General features: G+C 60.6%; 15 protein-coding genes and 3 pseudogenes. 3 read left to right on the forward strand and 15 right to left on the reverse strand.

Annotated elements, in window-relative coordinates; translation table 11 throughout:
- The first annotated feature begins 300 nt into the window (after positions 1 to 300).
- A complete protein-coding gene (locus AC0L23_RS36095; RefSeq protein WP_473358116.1) occupies positions 301 to 1110 on the forward strand; it encodes a polysaccharide deacetylase family protein in 810 nt (269 codons plus the stop codon).
- Positions 1111 to 1598: 488 nt separating this feature from the next.
- On the opposite strand, the gene AC0L23_RS36100 is transcribed toward AC0L23_RS36095, so the two are convergent.
- The 4 genes from AC0L23_RS36100 to AC0L23_RS36115 form a co-directional block, all read right to left on the reverse strand.
- Positions 1599 to 3326 (reverse strand): relaxase/mobilization nuclease domain-containing protein, encoded by a 1728-nt coding sequence (locus AC0L23_RS36100; RefSeq protein ID WP_473358117.1) that lies wholly within the window; start codon positions 3324 to 3326, stop codon positions 1599 to 1601.
- Positions 3327 to 3567: 241 nt separating this feature from the next.
- Positions 3568 to 4464, reverse strand: a complete 897-nt coding sequence (locus tag AC0L23_RS36105) for a lytic transglycosylase domain-containing protein (protein ID WP_473358118.1) — start codon at positions 4462 to 4464, stop codon at positions 3568 to 3570.
- A gap of 3 nt (positions 4465 to 4467) precedes the next feature.
- A complete protein-coding gene (locus AC0L23_RS36110; RefSeq protein WP_473358119.1) occupies positions 4468 to 4974 on the reverse strand; it encodes a S26 family signal peptidase in 507 nt (168 codons plus the stop codon).
- The gene (locus AC0L23_RS36115; protein WP_473358120.1) at positions 4974 to 5438 is read right to left on the reverse strand and encodes a DUF2840 domain-containing protein; all 465 of its coding nucleotides are present in this window, start codon (positions 5436 to 5438) and stop codon (positions 4974 to 4976) included. The genes AC0L23_RS36110 and AC0L23_RS36115 overlap by 1 nt, the downstream gene beginning before the upstream one ends.
- A 326-nt stretch (positions 5439 to 5764) precedes the next feature.
- On the opposite strand from AC0L23_RS36115, the pseudogene AC0L23_RS36120 reads away from it, so the two are divergent.
- A pseudogene (locus AC0L23_RS36120) lies at positions 5765 to 6742 on the forward strand (IS110 family transposase).
- 587 nt (positions 6743 to 7329) lie between these two features.
- Here AC0L23_RS36120 and AC0L23_RS36125 read toward each other — a convergent pair.
- From AC0L23_RS36125 to AC0L23_RS36145, 5 genes are all read right to left on the reverse strand, one after another.
- Positions 7330 to 8232, reverse strand: coding sequence for a replication initiator protein A (locus AC0L23_RS36125; protein ID WP_473358121.1), 903 nt, complete (start codon positions 8230 to 8232; stop codon positions 7330 to 7332).
- A gap of 3 nt (positions 8233 to 8235) precedes the next feature.
- Positions 8236 to 8514, reverse strand: a complete 279-nt coding sequence (locus tag AC0L23_RS36130) for a helix-turn-helix transcriptional regulator (protein ID WP_085398892.1) — start codon at positions 8512 to 8514, stop codon at positions 8236 to 8238.
- Positions 8515 to 8638: 124 nt separating this feature from the next.
- Positions 8639 to 9160: a DUF2285 domain-containing protein gene (locus AC0L23_RS36135; RefSeq protein ID WP_473296798.1), complete on the reverse strand. Its 522-nt coding sequence runs from the start codon at positions 9158 to 9160 to the stop codon at positions 8639 to 8641.
- A gap of 58 nt (positions 9161 to 9218) precedes the next feature.
- On the reverse strand, positions 9219 to 9401 hold the full coding sequence (locus AC0L23_RS36140; protein WP_473358122.1) for a transcriptional regulator domain-containing protein: 183 nt from the start codon (positions 9399 to 9401) through the stop codon (positions 9219 to 9221).
- 159 nt (positions 9402 to 9560) lie between these two features.
- Positions 9561 to 9839, reverse strand: coding sequence for a DNA -binding domain-containing protein (locus AC0L23_RS36145; protein WP_473296797.1), 279 nt, complete (start codon positions 9837 to 9839; stop codon positions 9561 to 9563).
- Between the two features lie 105 nt (positions 9840 to 9944).
- Here AC0L23_RS36145 and AC0L23_RS36150 point away from each other — a divergent pair, with 105 nt between their 5' ends.
- Positions 9945 to 10226 carry a helix-turn-helix domain-containing protein gene (locus AC0L23_RS36150; protein WP_259219299.1) on the forward strand — a complete coding sequence of 94 codons (282 nt, stop codon included), beginning with the start codon at positions 9945 to 9947 and terminating at the stop codon, positions 10224 to 10226.
- Positions 10227 to 10388: 162 nt separating this feature from the next.
- Here the strand turns inward: AC0L23_RS36150 and AC0L23_RS36155 are convergent, their stop codons facing one another.
- From AC0L23_RS36155 to AC0L23_RS36180, 6 genes and pseudogenes are all read right to left on the reverse strand, one after another.
- Positions 10389 to 10565 (reverse strand): DUF736 family protein, encoded by a 177-nt coding sequence (locus tag AC0L23_RS36155; RefSeq protein WP_473358123.1) that lies wholly within the window; start codon positions 10563 to 10565, stop codon positions 10389 to 10391.
- Positions 10566 to 10719: 154 nt separating this feature from the next.
- A complete protein-coding gene (locus AC0L23_RS36160; protein WP_473358124.1) occupies positions 10720 to 10902 on the reverse strand; it encodes a hypothetical protein in 183 nt (60 codons plus the stop codon).
- On the reverse strand, positions 10899 to 11117 hold the full coding sequence (locus AC0L23_RS36165) for a Flp family type IVb pilin (RefSeq protein ID WP_473358127.1): 219 nt from the start codon (positions 11115 to 11117) through the stop codon (positions 10899 to 10901). The genes AC0L23_RS36160 and AC0L23_RS36165 overlap by 4 nt, the downstream gene beginning before the upstream one ends.
- A 381-nt stretch (positions 11118 to 11498) precedes the next feature.
- Positions 11499 to 11693, reverse strand: coding sequence for a hypothetical protein (locus AC0L23_RS36170; RefSeq protein WP_473296795.1), 195 nt, complete (start codon positions 11691 to 11693; stop codon positions 11499 to 11501).
- Positions 11690 to 12509, reverse strand: a pseudogene (locus AC0L23_RS36175) (ferredoxin--NADP reductase). The gene AC0L23_RS36170 and the pseudogene AC0L23_RS36175 overlap by 4 nt, the downstream one beginning before the upstream one ends.
- Positions 12510 to 13866: 1357 nt before the next feature.
- Positions 13867 to 14040, reverse strand: a pseudogene (locus tag AC0L23_RS36180) (DUF736 domain-containing protein); the annotation flags it as partial.
- Between the last annotated feature and the right edge of the window lie 99 nt (positions 14041 to 14139).

Genomic DNA, 14139 nt, shown 5'->3' on the forward strand with positions numbered 1-14139 from the left:
CTCGATATGGCGGATTCGCCCTTGCTCCGATCAACCGGCGCTGGTGGCGTTCTCTTTCGGAAGTTGTTGTGCTCGACACGTGCGACTTGGCTATGCCCAAGGTCGGGCCAGGATGCTTCCCAGAAGAGAGGGCACGGAAATAAGTTCAATCATTAAGAACGCCGCGTTCATCGCATCAGCCGGGGCCTAACGACGCTTTTTGGCCCGATATGCCATTGATGCGCAGAAATCCCGCCAGCGACATCGAATATCGTACGGCGCGCACGGGTTTGCGCAGCAAGCAAACTCGCGCCGGGGACGATGGCAAACAGGCGTCTGAACAGATTGGCATCATGGCTTGCCGGCGCTGCGACCGTGGTGTTTGCCTGCAACGGCATCGCTGGCGCGACCGACTGCCCGCGGCAGGACGCATTGGGAACGTCGCGCGTACTCGCTGTCGATCCGAGGGCCTATCCGCGCGTGGGATCGAATGAGTTTCCGACGACCCTTCCTCTGGCAGATCACGAGGTCGTCCTCACCTTCGATGACGGTCCGAGGCCGCCGAATACACAAAAGGTGCTGGAAGCACTCGCGCAGGAATGCGTGCGGGCCACATTCTTCCTTGTCGGCAGATCCTCGGCAGAATTTCCCGAGCTCGTCCGCCGCATCGCCTCACAGGGCCACAGCATTGCGCACCATAGCTGGTCGCACCACATGATGTCCAAGATGCCGTTCGAGCAGGCAATGGACGACATCGATCGCGGCATTGCGGCTGATGAACTGGCGCTCAAGGGCGTGTCGACCAACGTCCCTTCGACGCCATTCTTCCGCTTTCCCTATTTCGACTCGTCGCCTGCAATGCTGGACGCGTTACAGTCGCGCGGAATCGTCGTGTTCGGAACCGACCTTTGGGCGAGCGATTGGGAAGACATAAGCTCAGACCAAGAGCTCATGAACGTGATGGTGCAGCTAGAGAGCGCGAGAAAGGGCATCATCCTCCTGCACGATGCCCAAGCCCGCACTGCTGTAATGATACCTGCGTTGCTGCGATATCTGCACAAGAACGGTTATCGAGTCGTGCATTTGGTATCGGCTGCCCAGGCCGAGAAGACGGCTGAGACGCGCCATTAGCATGCGCCTTTTCGACATCACCTGTGGCAGCTTCCTGATGATGTCCCTTTTGAGTTCGCTGCAGGCTGGTGATGGCCGAGAGTGGAAGCTGCTCGATTTCCGATCCTAAGGGGGATTCGAATCTCAATTGGTGCAATGCATGCTGAGTTGACAGCTAGATCCTGCGTCCGAATGGCAATATCCGTTGCATTCTAGCTGGTGAGCTGATGTCGGCGTGTACAAGGGTTGGCCTAAGGTCGTCGGCCTACATTCCACTGTTACGACTTGATGAAGCCAACCGCCTCAACATTGAACGGGTAGGATGGTCTCAAAACCTCATGAACTCTGCCAGCTCTCGTTGAGAAATGGAGATCCAGTCGTCATGCCGGACCCTCAAGATTGCCCCTTTGACGCGAACAGGGTTCGGGTTGAATAGGAACGATGTGCGGCCCAATGATAGCCGGTCGCGCCCAGCAACTGCCGGCGGCCCCAAAGCAGAAATCGACGGGTCAGAGCGCGAGCCCCCGTTTGCGTCCAAAGCTCCACTCGACATTGGCCGGTCCCGCGATGCCGCTTACTTGTTTTCCGAGTTGGTGCTCAAGTGAAGGCGTCCACGGCACGAGCTGGAAACCAAGCCCATTGTCGATCATGGCGAAACGCCCAGAGGCCAACGATAGGCGCCGGCGATAGACCCCCGAAATCTGCTCACCTGCATCGGCGGCCAAATGCGCAAGCCCTGATTCCTCAGCCAGACGTCGTCCAACGGCTTCCAACTCACGGCGGCGAAGGGTCTCGACCATGTTACGACCGAGTGTGACCTTTTCGCCGTTACGGCGGGCGAGTCCCTGCTCTGCCAGGACGTCGATCCGCCGCTCGAGGGCGGTCCGCACCTCGGCGCCAAAGCCACCGCGTGAGAGATCGGTAGGCTCGCGTGCCACAAGCTGTCGGTCGAGCCAAGTCGCTCCCTCCGCCGAGACCTGCTGCTCGAGTGCCACGTCCGAGCGCACAGCGAGCGCGATCCGTGCTCGACCGCGCGCATCGTCAAAGCGCCGGAACTCCACAATGGCGCCGATCGGCCCGTTGCCAGCCGACTCGATATCGGGGAGTTGCAGGTGATGCACGCGCCCGTCGATCCCGTCGACAATGGCAAACGCCGTGCCCCTAAGTTCGTCGTCGAGCCCGCGCGCCATAAGACGGCCGATGACCGGTTCGCCATGGCGTTCGCCCTCGAGTGCCCAGGACGAGGGCGCGCGCGCCGGGCCATCCTTCGCGATTGTATTGTGCAGCCGCTTGATGATGTCGCCGCGCTCACCGAGCGCACGCAGCCGCGGCTGGGCGTCTGCGGCCAGTACCCACTGCGCGGGACCGGCGGGCGCGGCCACGCCGAGCCGCTCGAGTGTCCGCATCCGCCCGATGCGAATCTCCCGTAACGGGTCGCCCCCGGCAATCCCGTCCGGCCTCAGATCGATCACCCCGTCCGCCGCACCCGCTTCCCGGGCAAGCGCCCGGTCGAGCCTGGTCCAGCGTTCGGCCGTCACCTCCGCTTCAAGAACTTGGCGGATCTCGAGGTCCGATCGCGGGCCAAGCTCGCGCGTGACGAGATCGCCGGCCCGGGCGCGCAAGCCCGTCGAGATATAGTCACGGCTGATGACGAGGTCATTTCCGTCATCCGCGCGGCCGCGCACCAGGATGTGGACATGCGGGTGCTCGGTGTTCCAATGATCGACCGCAACCCAATCGAGCCGGGTGCCGAGGTCGCGCGAGGCCTGATCCATCAGCTCCCGGGTAAAGATCCGCAAGTTCGCGAGTTCACCAGCATCGTCGGGCGAGACGATGAACCGGAAGTGATGCCGGTCGCCCTCGCAGCGCTCGGCGAACGCGCGGCCGTCGGCGTCATCGCCCGCTGCGTCAAAGAGCTTGCCCGGTGTCCCATCGCGGGTGACGCCGTCGCGCTGGAGATAACCGATATGCGCGCGCAGCGCGCCCGGCGAACGCATCCGGCGCACGACCCGCGCCTTGACCATGGCGGATCGCGCGCGGTTGTTGAGGAGCCGCGTCGCGGCAAGGCTCGCCGCGCGACCGCGCCCAAACTTGCTGCCACGGCTGCGGCTGCCCCGCGACAGACCGCCGGCCTTCTGAGCAGCCTTGAGCGTCTGCGCCAAGAACGGCTTCGTCCGGGGCGCGCGCGTCGAACGGATGCGGCCTGGGCGGATGCGGAAATCGTCGTGACCGGTCATCTTGCCCGCCGGAACGTGTCGAAAACTGAGCGACAACGGGGAGTTGCTGCAAATCGCAAGTTGTGTCGTCCATTCGCAATGTTTTCCGGATCATTGAAATCGTTGCAGTTTCGCCCACAACCGATCGGCCGCACCTTGCGGCTTTTATCCTGCCCTCCCCGGTCGCTCACTCCCGGCTCTCTGCCGACCACTCTCAAAGTTGCGACTGGCTTCGACATCATGCGACGCAATGCGATTGCGATCATGGGGACTGCACCTCGTCTGATCGCCGCACAAACAGGCCAGTCGCGCGAGGGACGAGTGCAGTTGCACCCGCCCGAGGCGCTCCTTTCGACGAATTCATTGTGCGGACACCGGATGCCGAGTTGGTGTCAGCCGATAAGCTCTTGGTCCGCTCAACAACGACTGGCCCTTGCTGCCACGCCGCCAAGCGTCTGGCAGCCGGACCACCGCTGTTGCGCTGCTCAATACCGATCAATGGTGCGAGTGTAGCGATGTAGATCTGTGTTTCATCCGGAAGCGCTCGACCGGTGGCCAGGTGCACCTCGTACCGTCTGGGTCCAGCATTGTAGGCTGCGAGAAGCCCTTCCGATCCGAAACGATCGAGCATCTCGCGAAGGTACGCTGTCCCAGCCATAATGTTGTCGTGGGGATCAAACGGATCGATACCGAGATCGTAACGAACGCTCAGCTCGACCCAGGTCGAGGGCATGATTTGCATCAACCCGAGCGCTCCGCGAGGTGATATGGCCTGCGCATTGCCGCCGCTTTCGGCCTGCATGACAGCACGGATCCAATGCTCCGGGACCGCGAACCGATGCGAGGCTTCGGTCACGAACGCGGCGTATGCACGGCCTGGAAGCAGGTTTGAGGAGCGCGCAGCTTGTGCGCGCGATCCAACCTCCGCTCTGCCGGCCGATGGCGCTCCGAACGTCAGCAGAATTCCCAAAAAGCAAGCAGCGGCTCGAGATAGCAATGTGCGGACAGCCGTCGAGGACAGAGCTCTTCCCGGCCGGCACTGAGACGGCGCGAGACGGCCGCAACGCGCGCCGATTGCCGACAATTCGGCCGGGATGGAGGAATGACGGCGCGATCGGCCGACTAGAGAGACCGCAAGCCATTGGAGCAATGCCGCCATTTGTCAGTCCTCCCTGGTCCACACCGGAACCGCTTGCCCTATGACGGCCGATCTCGGGAGCGGTCCGAAATATCTGCCGTCAAAGGATTCCGCCGACTGCCAGTTCATGAGAAAGACCTCGTCCTCAGCGACGACCCGGCAGCCCTGCCAGGCCGGCAATGGCCTGCCACGGCGGTCGCGCTCGCGTGCCTGGCCCATTTCGATGCCGTCGACGACGATAGTGAGTCCCGTTCTGCAGACGGTTTGTCCGGCCAACGCGAGCACGCGCTTGAGCATCGGAAGACCGCTCGGCAAATAGCTGTTGAAGTCGAGGAAGCTCGCAAGCGGCTCTGGTGGCCGAACGGCCACGAGCTCAGTGATGTGCAATCGTGCCGTCCCTTGCAAACGGTAGAGGCCGATCGGCACACTTTCGGAAGCGTTCCAGATGTACGATAGTGCGGTATCGTTGAGCGGCCAAAGCGCGAGCGTTGTGGCCCCACAAATCGCAAGGATGATCCTTAGCCGTCCCATCAGAACACCATCCTGCGCCCGCGGAGCCACGCCTGGTGGCGCGCACGCGTATAAGGTCGTGGCGTTTCGTTGACGGAAAGACGGTTGTGGACATGATGCCAGTATTCGGGGGCCGCATCGGCAGGATTGATGCCGAGTGACTCCACGGCGTCGATCAACTGGAGAACGCGCTCGACCTTTCGCCAGCCAGCCAGTCGTAGCAGGCTTTCGCCGCCGGGGCTGACCCAAGGCACGGTCGAATACCGCTGCCGCGGCGCGATCGCGCGCAGAATGTCGATGCGAGACAGGACGGTTCCGAAGTCATTGGACGTCCAACGCACGAACGCGAAGATGCTGCCGGGCACAAACGAGAGAATGCGCCGGTGATGGTCAATGATGTTTTCCGATGCAGGCTTGCCGAACCGGATTCGGTTCTCGATCCGCTTCTCGAGCCACAAGAGTTCAACAGTTGTGAGGTCGCTCACCTGGCCACTCCATAGTATTGAGAGGAATTTTGGACCTGCCAACGGGTGCGCTGTCGCCAGCGCATCGACGTCAGAGCCGTGGTTTCGGCAGAACGGTCGTGATGATGCACCGATGATCGGCGCTGTCGAAGCGTTGCGGCGCTCCTGCTGCTGCCGAGAATCGAAGCCGATTGGCTCCAATTCGTTAGAAGGAGTCCGAAGGATTCCTTGTTAGCCGTGGTACTGACCGGTGCCCCATCGGCAGTCGCATTGCGACGATGATGCCTCGCGACGATTCGCGAGCGGAACGCAGGGTGCGTTTCGGCAGTCGGCATCGGAGGCGCATGATAGACTTCTATGTAGCGTTCGACGTGTCGCTGGAGGCGACGAACATTTGTGTGGTCGACGGCGACGGCAACGTCGTCTAAGAGGCGAAGCTGGACCGCGATCCGGACGCGATCGAACTGTTGCTGGCGGGATGGGGGATTCATCTCAAGCGCGTCGCCCTGGAAGCGTTCTCGTTCAGCGCCTGGCTGTTCAAGGCGCTCGCCGAAAAGGGGCTCCCGATGATCTGCATCGAGACCCGGCAGGCCAAGGCGGCGCTGAACGCGATGCCGAACAAGACCGACCGCAGCGACGCAAAAGACATTGCGCAGATGATGCGCACTGGCTGGTTCCGCGCGGTTCATGTCAAGTCGGACAGCCCACAGACGTTGCGGGCGCTGCTGGTCACGCGCAAGGCGATGCTCGGCAAAGTGCTCGACATGGAGAACATGATCCGCGGCCTGTTGCGCCCGTTCGGCTTCAAAGTCGGCGAGATCTCGATCGGCCGTTTTGACGCGCGGGTGCGCGATCTCTTGGCCGGGAAGAAGGAATTGGAGGCGATCGTCGCGCCGCTGTTGGACGCCCGCAGCGCCATGCGGCAGCAGTTGGCAAAACTGCACCGCGTGGCGCTGACGTTTTGCGCCACCGTCGATGATCCAGCGCGATTCAAGAAGTCGACCAATGTCGGCGCCCGTTGCGGGCTGACGCCGCGGCGCAATCAATCCGGCCAGACCGACCGGATCGGCAGCATCTCCAAATGCGGCGACGAGCTGACGCGGGCAATGCCGTACGAGGCGGCGATCGCGATCCTCACGCGCATTCCGAAGAGCTTTAAGCTGCGGCTGTGGGGCCTGCGGCTGGCCAGGAAGAAGGGTCTGAAGCGCGCTGCGACCGCAGTGGCGCGCGCGCTCGCCGTGCTGCTGCACAAGATCTGGACCAGTGGCACCACCTTCCGGTTTGGCGCCGGCGGCAAGCGCGGCCGGGTCGCTGCGGCGGTGTAAGGGCCTCCGCGACCCGGCCGCTTCCACGCGCGCCTTTTCCTTCCGCCACGGCGGAGCGGCGTCTCCCGAGGAGACGGGGATCTGGGTGAGATCGCAACTTTTCTTGCCGGCGGCTTCATGACCAGGTTTGAAGCCATCAAGCACGGCGCTGGTTAGCCTGACCGCCCTTTCCTCAGATTCCGGCTTGTGGTGGCCATCGTGCCAACCACGGATGTTAGCGAGTTCTCCTCGACGAGCGAGTGGCTGCAAAAGGACGTGACGCGCACCTGGCAATGATGTCGACGCCAGCGATCGCGAAGATTTGCGCGCGATCGCGTTCGCGCGCGCAGACTGGAGATAACAATCGTATTGCAGCGAAGCTTTGCGCGTGACAGAGTGAGTGCATGAGGCATGCTCGCTGCACGCGCCGCCGACTTGTTCACAACGTACTGATTCACAACTGGAAGTTAGTGTCAGTATGTTAGTAAAGTTACGGGAGCAGGAAGTCTTGACACCGCAGAACCTTAGCTCTGATTCCGGTCCCCGATAGCACGAGCATCGGGTCCCCGATGGCACGAGGGTTCTGGTCCCTGATAGCACGAGCGAATTCACAGCTTATCCCCAGCAGGAAGGACGAGGCCGCGCTTGAGCAGTCGCTTGCTCAATGGACCGATGGGGACTGGTGCGAAATTCAGTCGCTCGGCACCGTTTGGGTCCTGCGTGATGATAAGTTTGTAACCCGGCAGCGTCTGCCGACGGACGATCTGGCGCAGGTCGTAAGCAAAGTGCTTGATTGGTGATAAGCTGCCGGATTTGGCGTGGAGATGTACGACGTCGAAGCTCCAGCCACCGCCCTGACGACCGCCATGCTTGCGCACCAGCCGATAGAGCCAACGCTCCAGCCCGCCGGTTAGATCGAAATACGCGCGGTCAATCGTCAGCACGAGCGCTTCATCGAGAACGCCCGTGTAGAGCCAATCGGGCAGGATCAGCTCGATTCCACGGGCATGCCCGTGCGGATCGGCTGTCTCTTTCCATTCGTTGATCCAGGAGAACCGATGCCGCCGCCGCTCGCTCGGCTGCCGGATCGATGTCACCACAGTAGTCGATTGCAGCCGGTCGAGCGCAGCCTTCAGGCGGTCGTAGTCGCGCACGCTGGTGCCGCGGCCGACGAAGGTCAGGATCTCGTAAGGCGTCGCTGCCATCAGCCGGGACGTTTTCAGGCCGGCATCACGGGCTTCGACAATCTGCGAGGCGGCCCAGATCAGAACGTCCGCGTCCCAAATCGTCGCCATGCCATGTTCCGGCACGGCTTCGACACGAATGGTGGTGGTGCCTGCGCGGAAATCGATGGGCACAATGCGCCTCGACTTTGCCAGCGAAAAGAACGGATACGCCATCAGGTCTTGCGCGTCGCGTGGCGCCAGATCGCCCGGGAGCGCGCGAAACAGATCGAGTTGGTCGCGCTCTGATCGCCGCCTCCTGCTTGCAGTGGAGTTGCTGTCCGGCATGGGTCAGCGCCGCTCCTTGCCGGCATACGGAACGGGTGTGTGCCGTTTCGCGGGCAGGACCGTGCCTGTGCCGGGATCGCTAGTGGACGTTTTGGCGCCGCGGTCAACCCACGCCTTCAGGTCCTCGAGCGCATACACAACGCGACCGCCGAGCTTGCGGTAGGTCGGACCTGTCCCATAGGTACGGTGCTTTTCCAGGGTTCGGCCGGAGAGACCGAGAAAGCGCGCCGCTTCAGGCGTGCGCAGGTATCGCGGCGGCAGGCCGGCGTTCGGATCGGGCATTTGCGAGGCTCCGTGGTCGTCTGGAGCGCGGCCGGCTCGGGCCGCGCATCGACGGTCACGATGGCGCAGTAAGAGTGCTTAGGGGGATGCCGAAGATCGAGCGATGGTTTTCGGCACCCCTACTCTACTCCTTGCGAGATGAGGGACGTAGCAATGCGCGATAGCCGCCGCGCATCAGAGCCAAGCCAGCCTGCACCAGGCGGATGGTCCGGCTGCGCAATTCGTGGGTTTTCCAGGCGCGCTCAGGGATGCGTTTTCGGCCGAACAGCACCTCGGCGATGACGCGATAGGAAGCACCATCCATGTGACCATCGAGCGCTCGCAGCACCAAGACGAGTCGTTCGCGCCGCTGCGCCGAAAGCTGATGAAGGGGAGGTCCCGGCCGGCGGCCGTTGATTGCGCGCCACAGCCGATGTGAGGCATGGGCGCGGATCTCAAAGTCCGCATCGAGCGGCAGTTCGGCCGCATAAGAGGCACCAAACTGCGGCGCCTCTTTCAGCCAGAGATGATGTTGTGCCCCTTGAATGCGCAATACGGCATGCCAGCCGTCAGATGCCTGTCTGATGGTGCCCGATGAAAGGTCGGGAAGCGGCAGCCTCGCGCCGAGCGCTTTTGAGCCGGACGTGCTCCGAACGACCGGCACCACCGTCGGCAACGCCTCAGGTGCCCAGAAGATTGTCTGCTGGTAAAAGGACCCCTGCGGGTCATGAGCGAAAGCAGACGCCCCATCTCCTTCGGAATCCGGAGGTCATCTGCGATTGATTTTGACGATAGGAAGCTCGATAGTTAGGGCTGCGCCGCAGTGACTCCCAGGCGAAATCCGCCATCTCGCCCGACTTGATAGCGTGCTGATACGTCTCCGGTGAGCGCCAGTCGAACTCGGACATTGCTGTGATCCCCTGCCGTAAGTCGATTGCGGCGCAATGTCTATGAAGCTTGGGATTGTTGGGGAAGTCACCAATTATGCATTGCGTGATGCCTGCAGGCGATCACACGTCAGCCGGGAAATCTGTTTCTCGAGTGCGAATTCTTCATGACAGATTTTGCTATTTAGGCGCGCCGCCGCGAAGCAAGTCGCGGTAGCCGTGGTCTGCCATCCATTTTGCTCGCGCCAGATGAGTATCAAACGCATTGCGGGCGCGAGCCGGTTCGCGATCCGGATCGATGTGCAACACGATTCGGGCCACTTCTTTCCAATCGGCGCCGTCAGTCTCGGCATCAAGAAGTCGCCAATACGTTACCAGATGCTGCTCGTCATAGGTCGTCAGCACCGGCTCATGCGGCGCGACATCCGCGACGTCGGGATCTAACGGTGGCTTCGTCATGTAGGCTTATGCGCACTTCGCTAATCTGCATCGTAAGCGAAACTTACCAAAATAGTTCGGTTATAGCCAGTGGTTTGATGGTCTGCCTAATGGCTGTTTGAGCGCATGAAAGCTCGTGCGCTCGTGGCCTGGAATGTGCGCCGGATCCGCGTGGATCGCGGTATTCCGCAAGAGCAACTGGCCTACGATGCTGGGATTGACCGCTCATATATGAGCGGCCTCGAGCGACAATCTGAGAATCCGACAATTGATCTTCTCGACCGGCTCGCCGAGACGCTGGGTGTTCATTTATCTGAATTCTTTGTTCAGCCACCCAAGGGAGCGGCGACACCCGAGACGTTGCCTAAAGGTCGCAAGTCAGCGCGTCTACGTTCCAAGAAGCAATAGCATTGGGCGAGTTCAAGCCACGCGGACAAGCGCCACGTAAGTGGGTGCCTTAAACGAGTGAAAATCAACTGGACCAAGCCGATTCAGCTACAGCTTTGCTCAGTCGGCTTTTCTCCAAGAGCGAGCCCCGCCTGAGCAATTCGGGCGGGGCGATAATGAGCCTCACCTTCCGTTCTTGCCCGGACGCGACCAGAGCAGGGTGTAACATTCGCCGCCTTCGTCGTCGAAGTTCGGTAGATCGGCGCGTTGAACGAGGGGTCGTCGAGCTTGAGCGAGGTAGTCGCGCCCCTCCGCGGAGCGCTTCGACCACGCTGCGCCTATCTCAGCCTTATTGTGCACTAAAAGGAAGACTATGAGCAGTTCACCCCGGCAATTCTTCTATGCGGACCTGGACACTAAGGGCTTAAAGACGATGGTCATAGTGGGCCGCGTAAGGACGGGCTTTACCATTCCAATTGAGTCTCCGCCCGCGGATTGAGCGCTCGGGCCGGCGCTATAATTCACAGGCTTCGACCTCCTCGTCCGGGAATCTCTCGGCGTCCAGCTCCAGCCTGTTCTTCGCCTCTTCCAGCTCCCCTGTGATCAGCACGTAGTCTTCGAAAGTGCTCGAGGAGCTCATGTGCTTCTCGATCAGCTGCCGCAGCTCGTGCCTGAACTGAAATTTGCTGACAGTCATTCGCCTTGCCTATCATTGCTGAGTTCACGTACGAGATCCACTTGTCGAGAAGGTGGGGAACTGGAAGCAACATTGCGGTTGGTGCCAAGAACAGTCAGCCCAAGGACAAGAGTAGCAGAAATCCCGGCAACGATCAGGCCGTACTCAACTGAGGTCGCCCCAGCCTTGTCCCGCCAAAAACGCATAAGAGGAAATGACTTCATTGCAAATGCCATTTTCACGGCTGGACTGGTGGCGGATTCCGTTTGACCCCGTCCCGCCACTCATTCGCTTACGCCGCGCGCGATTCATCCGAAAAAAGATACCCGCTCGTTCATCCGAGGTTGAGAGACAGTTCAAGATTGTCCCCTGTTAGAAGTCGACCAATGCCATACAACACAGACACCGCAACAATCACAGCGCAGAGATAGGCCGCAAGTTGAGGCCAGATTTCACCGTCACTGTTGAACATTAGCCCTCATGTCGCACCGCGGTTTCGACTGAAAATTTGAGAGCCCCTCCCCCATTTAGCACAAGGGCGGGGCTGCTCCCGCCGCCCAAAGCCAGGGAGCCACGGGGCTGGGAAACACCGCGTTACTTCGGCGTCGCTCAGAGACTCACGAACGTTCCGCTTCTCCGCCCCCGGCGCTCTTTACGACATTGCGTAAGACGATTTCAGAAAGCTGCACAACCTGCTGTTTGAGAAACATAACCAGTTGTGAGAGACGGAGGATCTGTTGCTTGCAGCGCTCCAGCTCGCGCTGTTCGTCTGTTATTGCAGACGCTTCATGGCGGTTCTTACTTGCCGTCATGGTTCCTGTAGACCCCTTTTCCGAGAAGAGCTCAAAGCATTGCGTTCAGCGAACTCCTTTTCAAACACGAATTGCGCCGGCTCGCCTTGATCGCCTTCGACAAAGCCCTTCGCCACCAATAGCTCGCGGGCATCTCGCACCAGGGCGGGACTGCCACAGATCATGACGCGGTCATGCTGCGGCTCGAATTCCGGCAGCTCGATATCCGTAAACAGCTTGCCTGACGCGATCAGGTCGGTGATCCGGCCGCGGTTGAAGAAGCGATCGCGCGTCACGGTCGGATAATAGATCAGCTGGCAGCGTACGAAGTCGCCGACGAGTTCGTCGCTCGGCAGTTTTTCCGTGATCATCTCGCCATAGGCGAGCTCGGCGACGCGGCGGCAGCCATGCAGCAGCACGACATTCTCGAATCGTAGATAGGTTTCGGGATCCTTGATCACGCTCAGGAACGGCGCAAGGCCGGTGCCGGTGCCGATCAGATAGAGATTGCGCCCGCCGTCCTCGAGATTATCGATGACCAGCGTCCCCGTCGCCTCGCGACTGACGATGATCTCGTCACCCTCCTTCAGATGCTGCAGACGCGCGGTTAAGGGACAATCTGGCACTTTGGCCGAGAAGAATTCCAGCCGTTTCTCGTAATGGGCACTGGCGAGGCTGCAGGCACGCAGCAGCGGCTTCTCGTCGATGTTGAACCCGATGTTGGTGAATTCGCCGCTGCGGAAGTGGAACGACGGATCCCGGCTGGTTGGTGAAGCTGAAGAGATCGTCGGTCCAGTGATGGACGCTCAGCACGCTTTCCTGGTTGAAATCGCCCATCTCACCGCTCCCCGCGGAGGTTAGTGCATGTTCAGGACCCGCAGGGTCGCGTTAGCGCAAAGCTTGTACTGGTTTTCCGAGCGACCATAATACAACCACCAGATGAGGCTCTCGACGGAGTACTGTCGGACCGATAGCTTCACGCGCACAACTGCATGGCTTCATTTGAAGATCGGCCTGTGTCCCGCCCGTAGCGATCAACCCGGCCGCTGCTCATTCGCATAGATCTCCAACCGCTTTAGTCGTTCAGCCGGCCGGCATCTGCGCTGCGACAATGAATTTTTCCCCAATTCTCGCCGGCCGGTGGATTTGCCACTCAGCAGTACATGGCGAACGAACGATCTCGTTTCGCACCTGAGCGTGCCATCTCGGCGTCAGATTGGAGCCTTTCATACACCCCCTGCCATCTCGCTTAGAATTTGCGCCGGTTGCAAAGCTACTAGAGCTGGCACCCAACGAGGATCGACGCTCCGAGAATCCCCGAGGTGACAGTCGCCGAACGTGCTCTCTACGATCGAAAGTGACTGCCTGGGCTGACTGTAACAATATTGTAATCTTGATTAATGCAACGAGCCGCCTGTTCACGCTTAAATCCTGCATCTGGCCGACTTCCTCGATGGATTTCGCGCCATAGCGATCCACCTGCTCCCGAACGGTCCCGATCGCGTGTGGACATCAGGCCTTGTCGGTCCGATGCACAACACCTGATGCTTCAGCCTCCACTCGAGCAAAGGAGGCGAAGCGGAAAAAAGCGAGGCATGGGGACGTGCTTCAAAGCCTGCATCGAGCGGCAGGTCGCGGAATAGAATGCCCCTAGCTGCGGCGTCTCTTTGAGCCGAAGTGGTGTTGCAGCCCCTGAATGCGCACTACAGCATACCAATCGTCGGTGCCTGTCTGAGGCTGCCCGATGCAAGATCAGCAAGCGATAGCGCCGCGGTGTTGACATGTGAGGCAGACGCGCTCCGGCACCGGCTCGGCAAGGCGTCCGATGCCGCAAGAGCAACTTGCATACGATGCCGGCTTGACCGCGCTCATATATGGGTGGCATCGAGAGGCACTCTGGGAACCCGACAATTGATCTTCTCGACCGGCTGGCCAAGCCTCTATGTTCAGCCATCCAGAGGAGCGACGACATAAGACTTTCTAACGGCCGCAAGCCAGCGAGCCCACGTTCCAAGAAGAAATAGCACTGCTGCGCAAGAGCGACTTTATGGCCATGCAGATCGTAGCGGCGCGCTCTAAAATCCGAAGATCATAAAAATCGACAGCGCCAATGCAGCGGCAGCGTTGATGATTTCGGCTTTACGCTCCAATAGGAACCCCGCCCGATCAACTCGGGCGGGGGTTAGAGCGAGCCTCACTCGCCGTTCTTGCGCGGCCGCGACCAGAGCAAGGTGTAGCCCTCGCCGCCTTCATCATCGAACAGGTTGGCGTAGATCGGCGCGTTGAACGAGGGATCATCGAGCTTGAGCGAGAGGTAATCGCGGCCCTCTTCGGAGCGCTTCGACCAAGCTGCGCCGATCTCAGCCTTATGCGGTGCACCGCATAAGGCGGATTATGCGTAGCGCGGGATTATGCGGAGTCGTTGGCTGGTAGCCGCGGTTTTCCCGGGCTTTTGTGGCTTTTGTGG

This window comes from Bradyrhizobium sp. MI1.4 (assembly GCF_055811315.1).

Bases quoted from the DNA above. Each gene is read 5' to 3' on its own strand.
- AC0L23_RS36095 (WP_473358116.1), top strand. From the start codon at position 301: ATGGCAAACAGGCGTCTGAACAGATTGGCATCATGGCTTGCCGGCGCT.
- AC0L23_RS36100 (WP_473358117.1), bottom strand. From the start codon at position 3,326: ATGACCGGTCACGACGATTTCCGCATCCGCCCAGGCCGCATCCGTTCG.
- AC0L23_RS36105 (WP_473358118.1), bottom strand. From the start codon at position 4,464: ATGGCGGCATTGCTCCAATGGCTTGCGGTCTCTCTAGTCGGCCGATCG.
- AC0L23_RS36110 (WP_473358119.1), bottom strand. From the start codon at position 4,974: ATGGGACGGCTAAGGATCATCCTTGCGATTTGTGGGGCCACAACGCTC.
- AC0L23_RS36125 (WP_473358121.1), bottom strand. From the start codon at position 8,232: ATGCCGGACAGCAACTCCACTGCAAGCAGGAGGCGGCGATCAGAGCGC.
- AC0L23_RS36130 (WP_085398892.1), bottom strand. From the start codon at position 8,514: ATGCCCGATCCGAACGCCGGCCTGCCGCCGCGATACCTGCGCACGCCT.
- AC0L23_RS36140 (WP_473358122.1), bottom strand. From the start codon at position 9,401: ATGTCCGAGTTCGACTGGCGCTCACCGGAGACGTATCAGCACGCTATC.
- AC0L23_RS36145 (WP_473296797.1), bottom strand. From the start codon at position 9,839: ATGACGAAGCCACCGTTAGATCCCGACGTCGCGGATGTCGCGCCGCAT.
- AC0L23_RS36150 (WP_259219299.1), top strand. From the start codon at position 9,945: ATGAAAGCTCGTGCGCTCGTGGCCTGGAATGTGCGCCGGATCCGCGTG.
- AC0L23_RS36160 (WP_473358124.1), bottom strand. From the start codon at position 10,902: ATGACTGTCAGCAAATTTCAGTTCAGGCACGAGCTGCGGCAGCTGATC.
- AC0L23_RS36165 (WP_473358127.1), bottom strand. From the start codon at position 11,117: ATGGCATTTGCAATGAAGTCATTTCCTCTTATGCGTTTTTGGCGGGAC.
- AC0L23_RS36170 (WP_473296795.1), bottom strand. From the start codon at position 11,693: ATGACGGCAAGTAAGAACCGCCATGAAGCGTCTGCAATAACAGACGAA.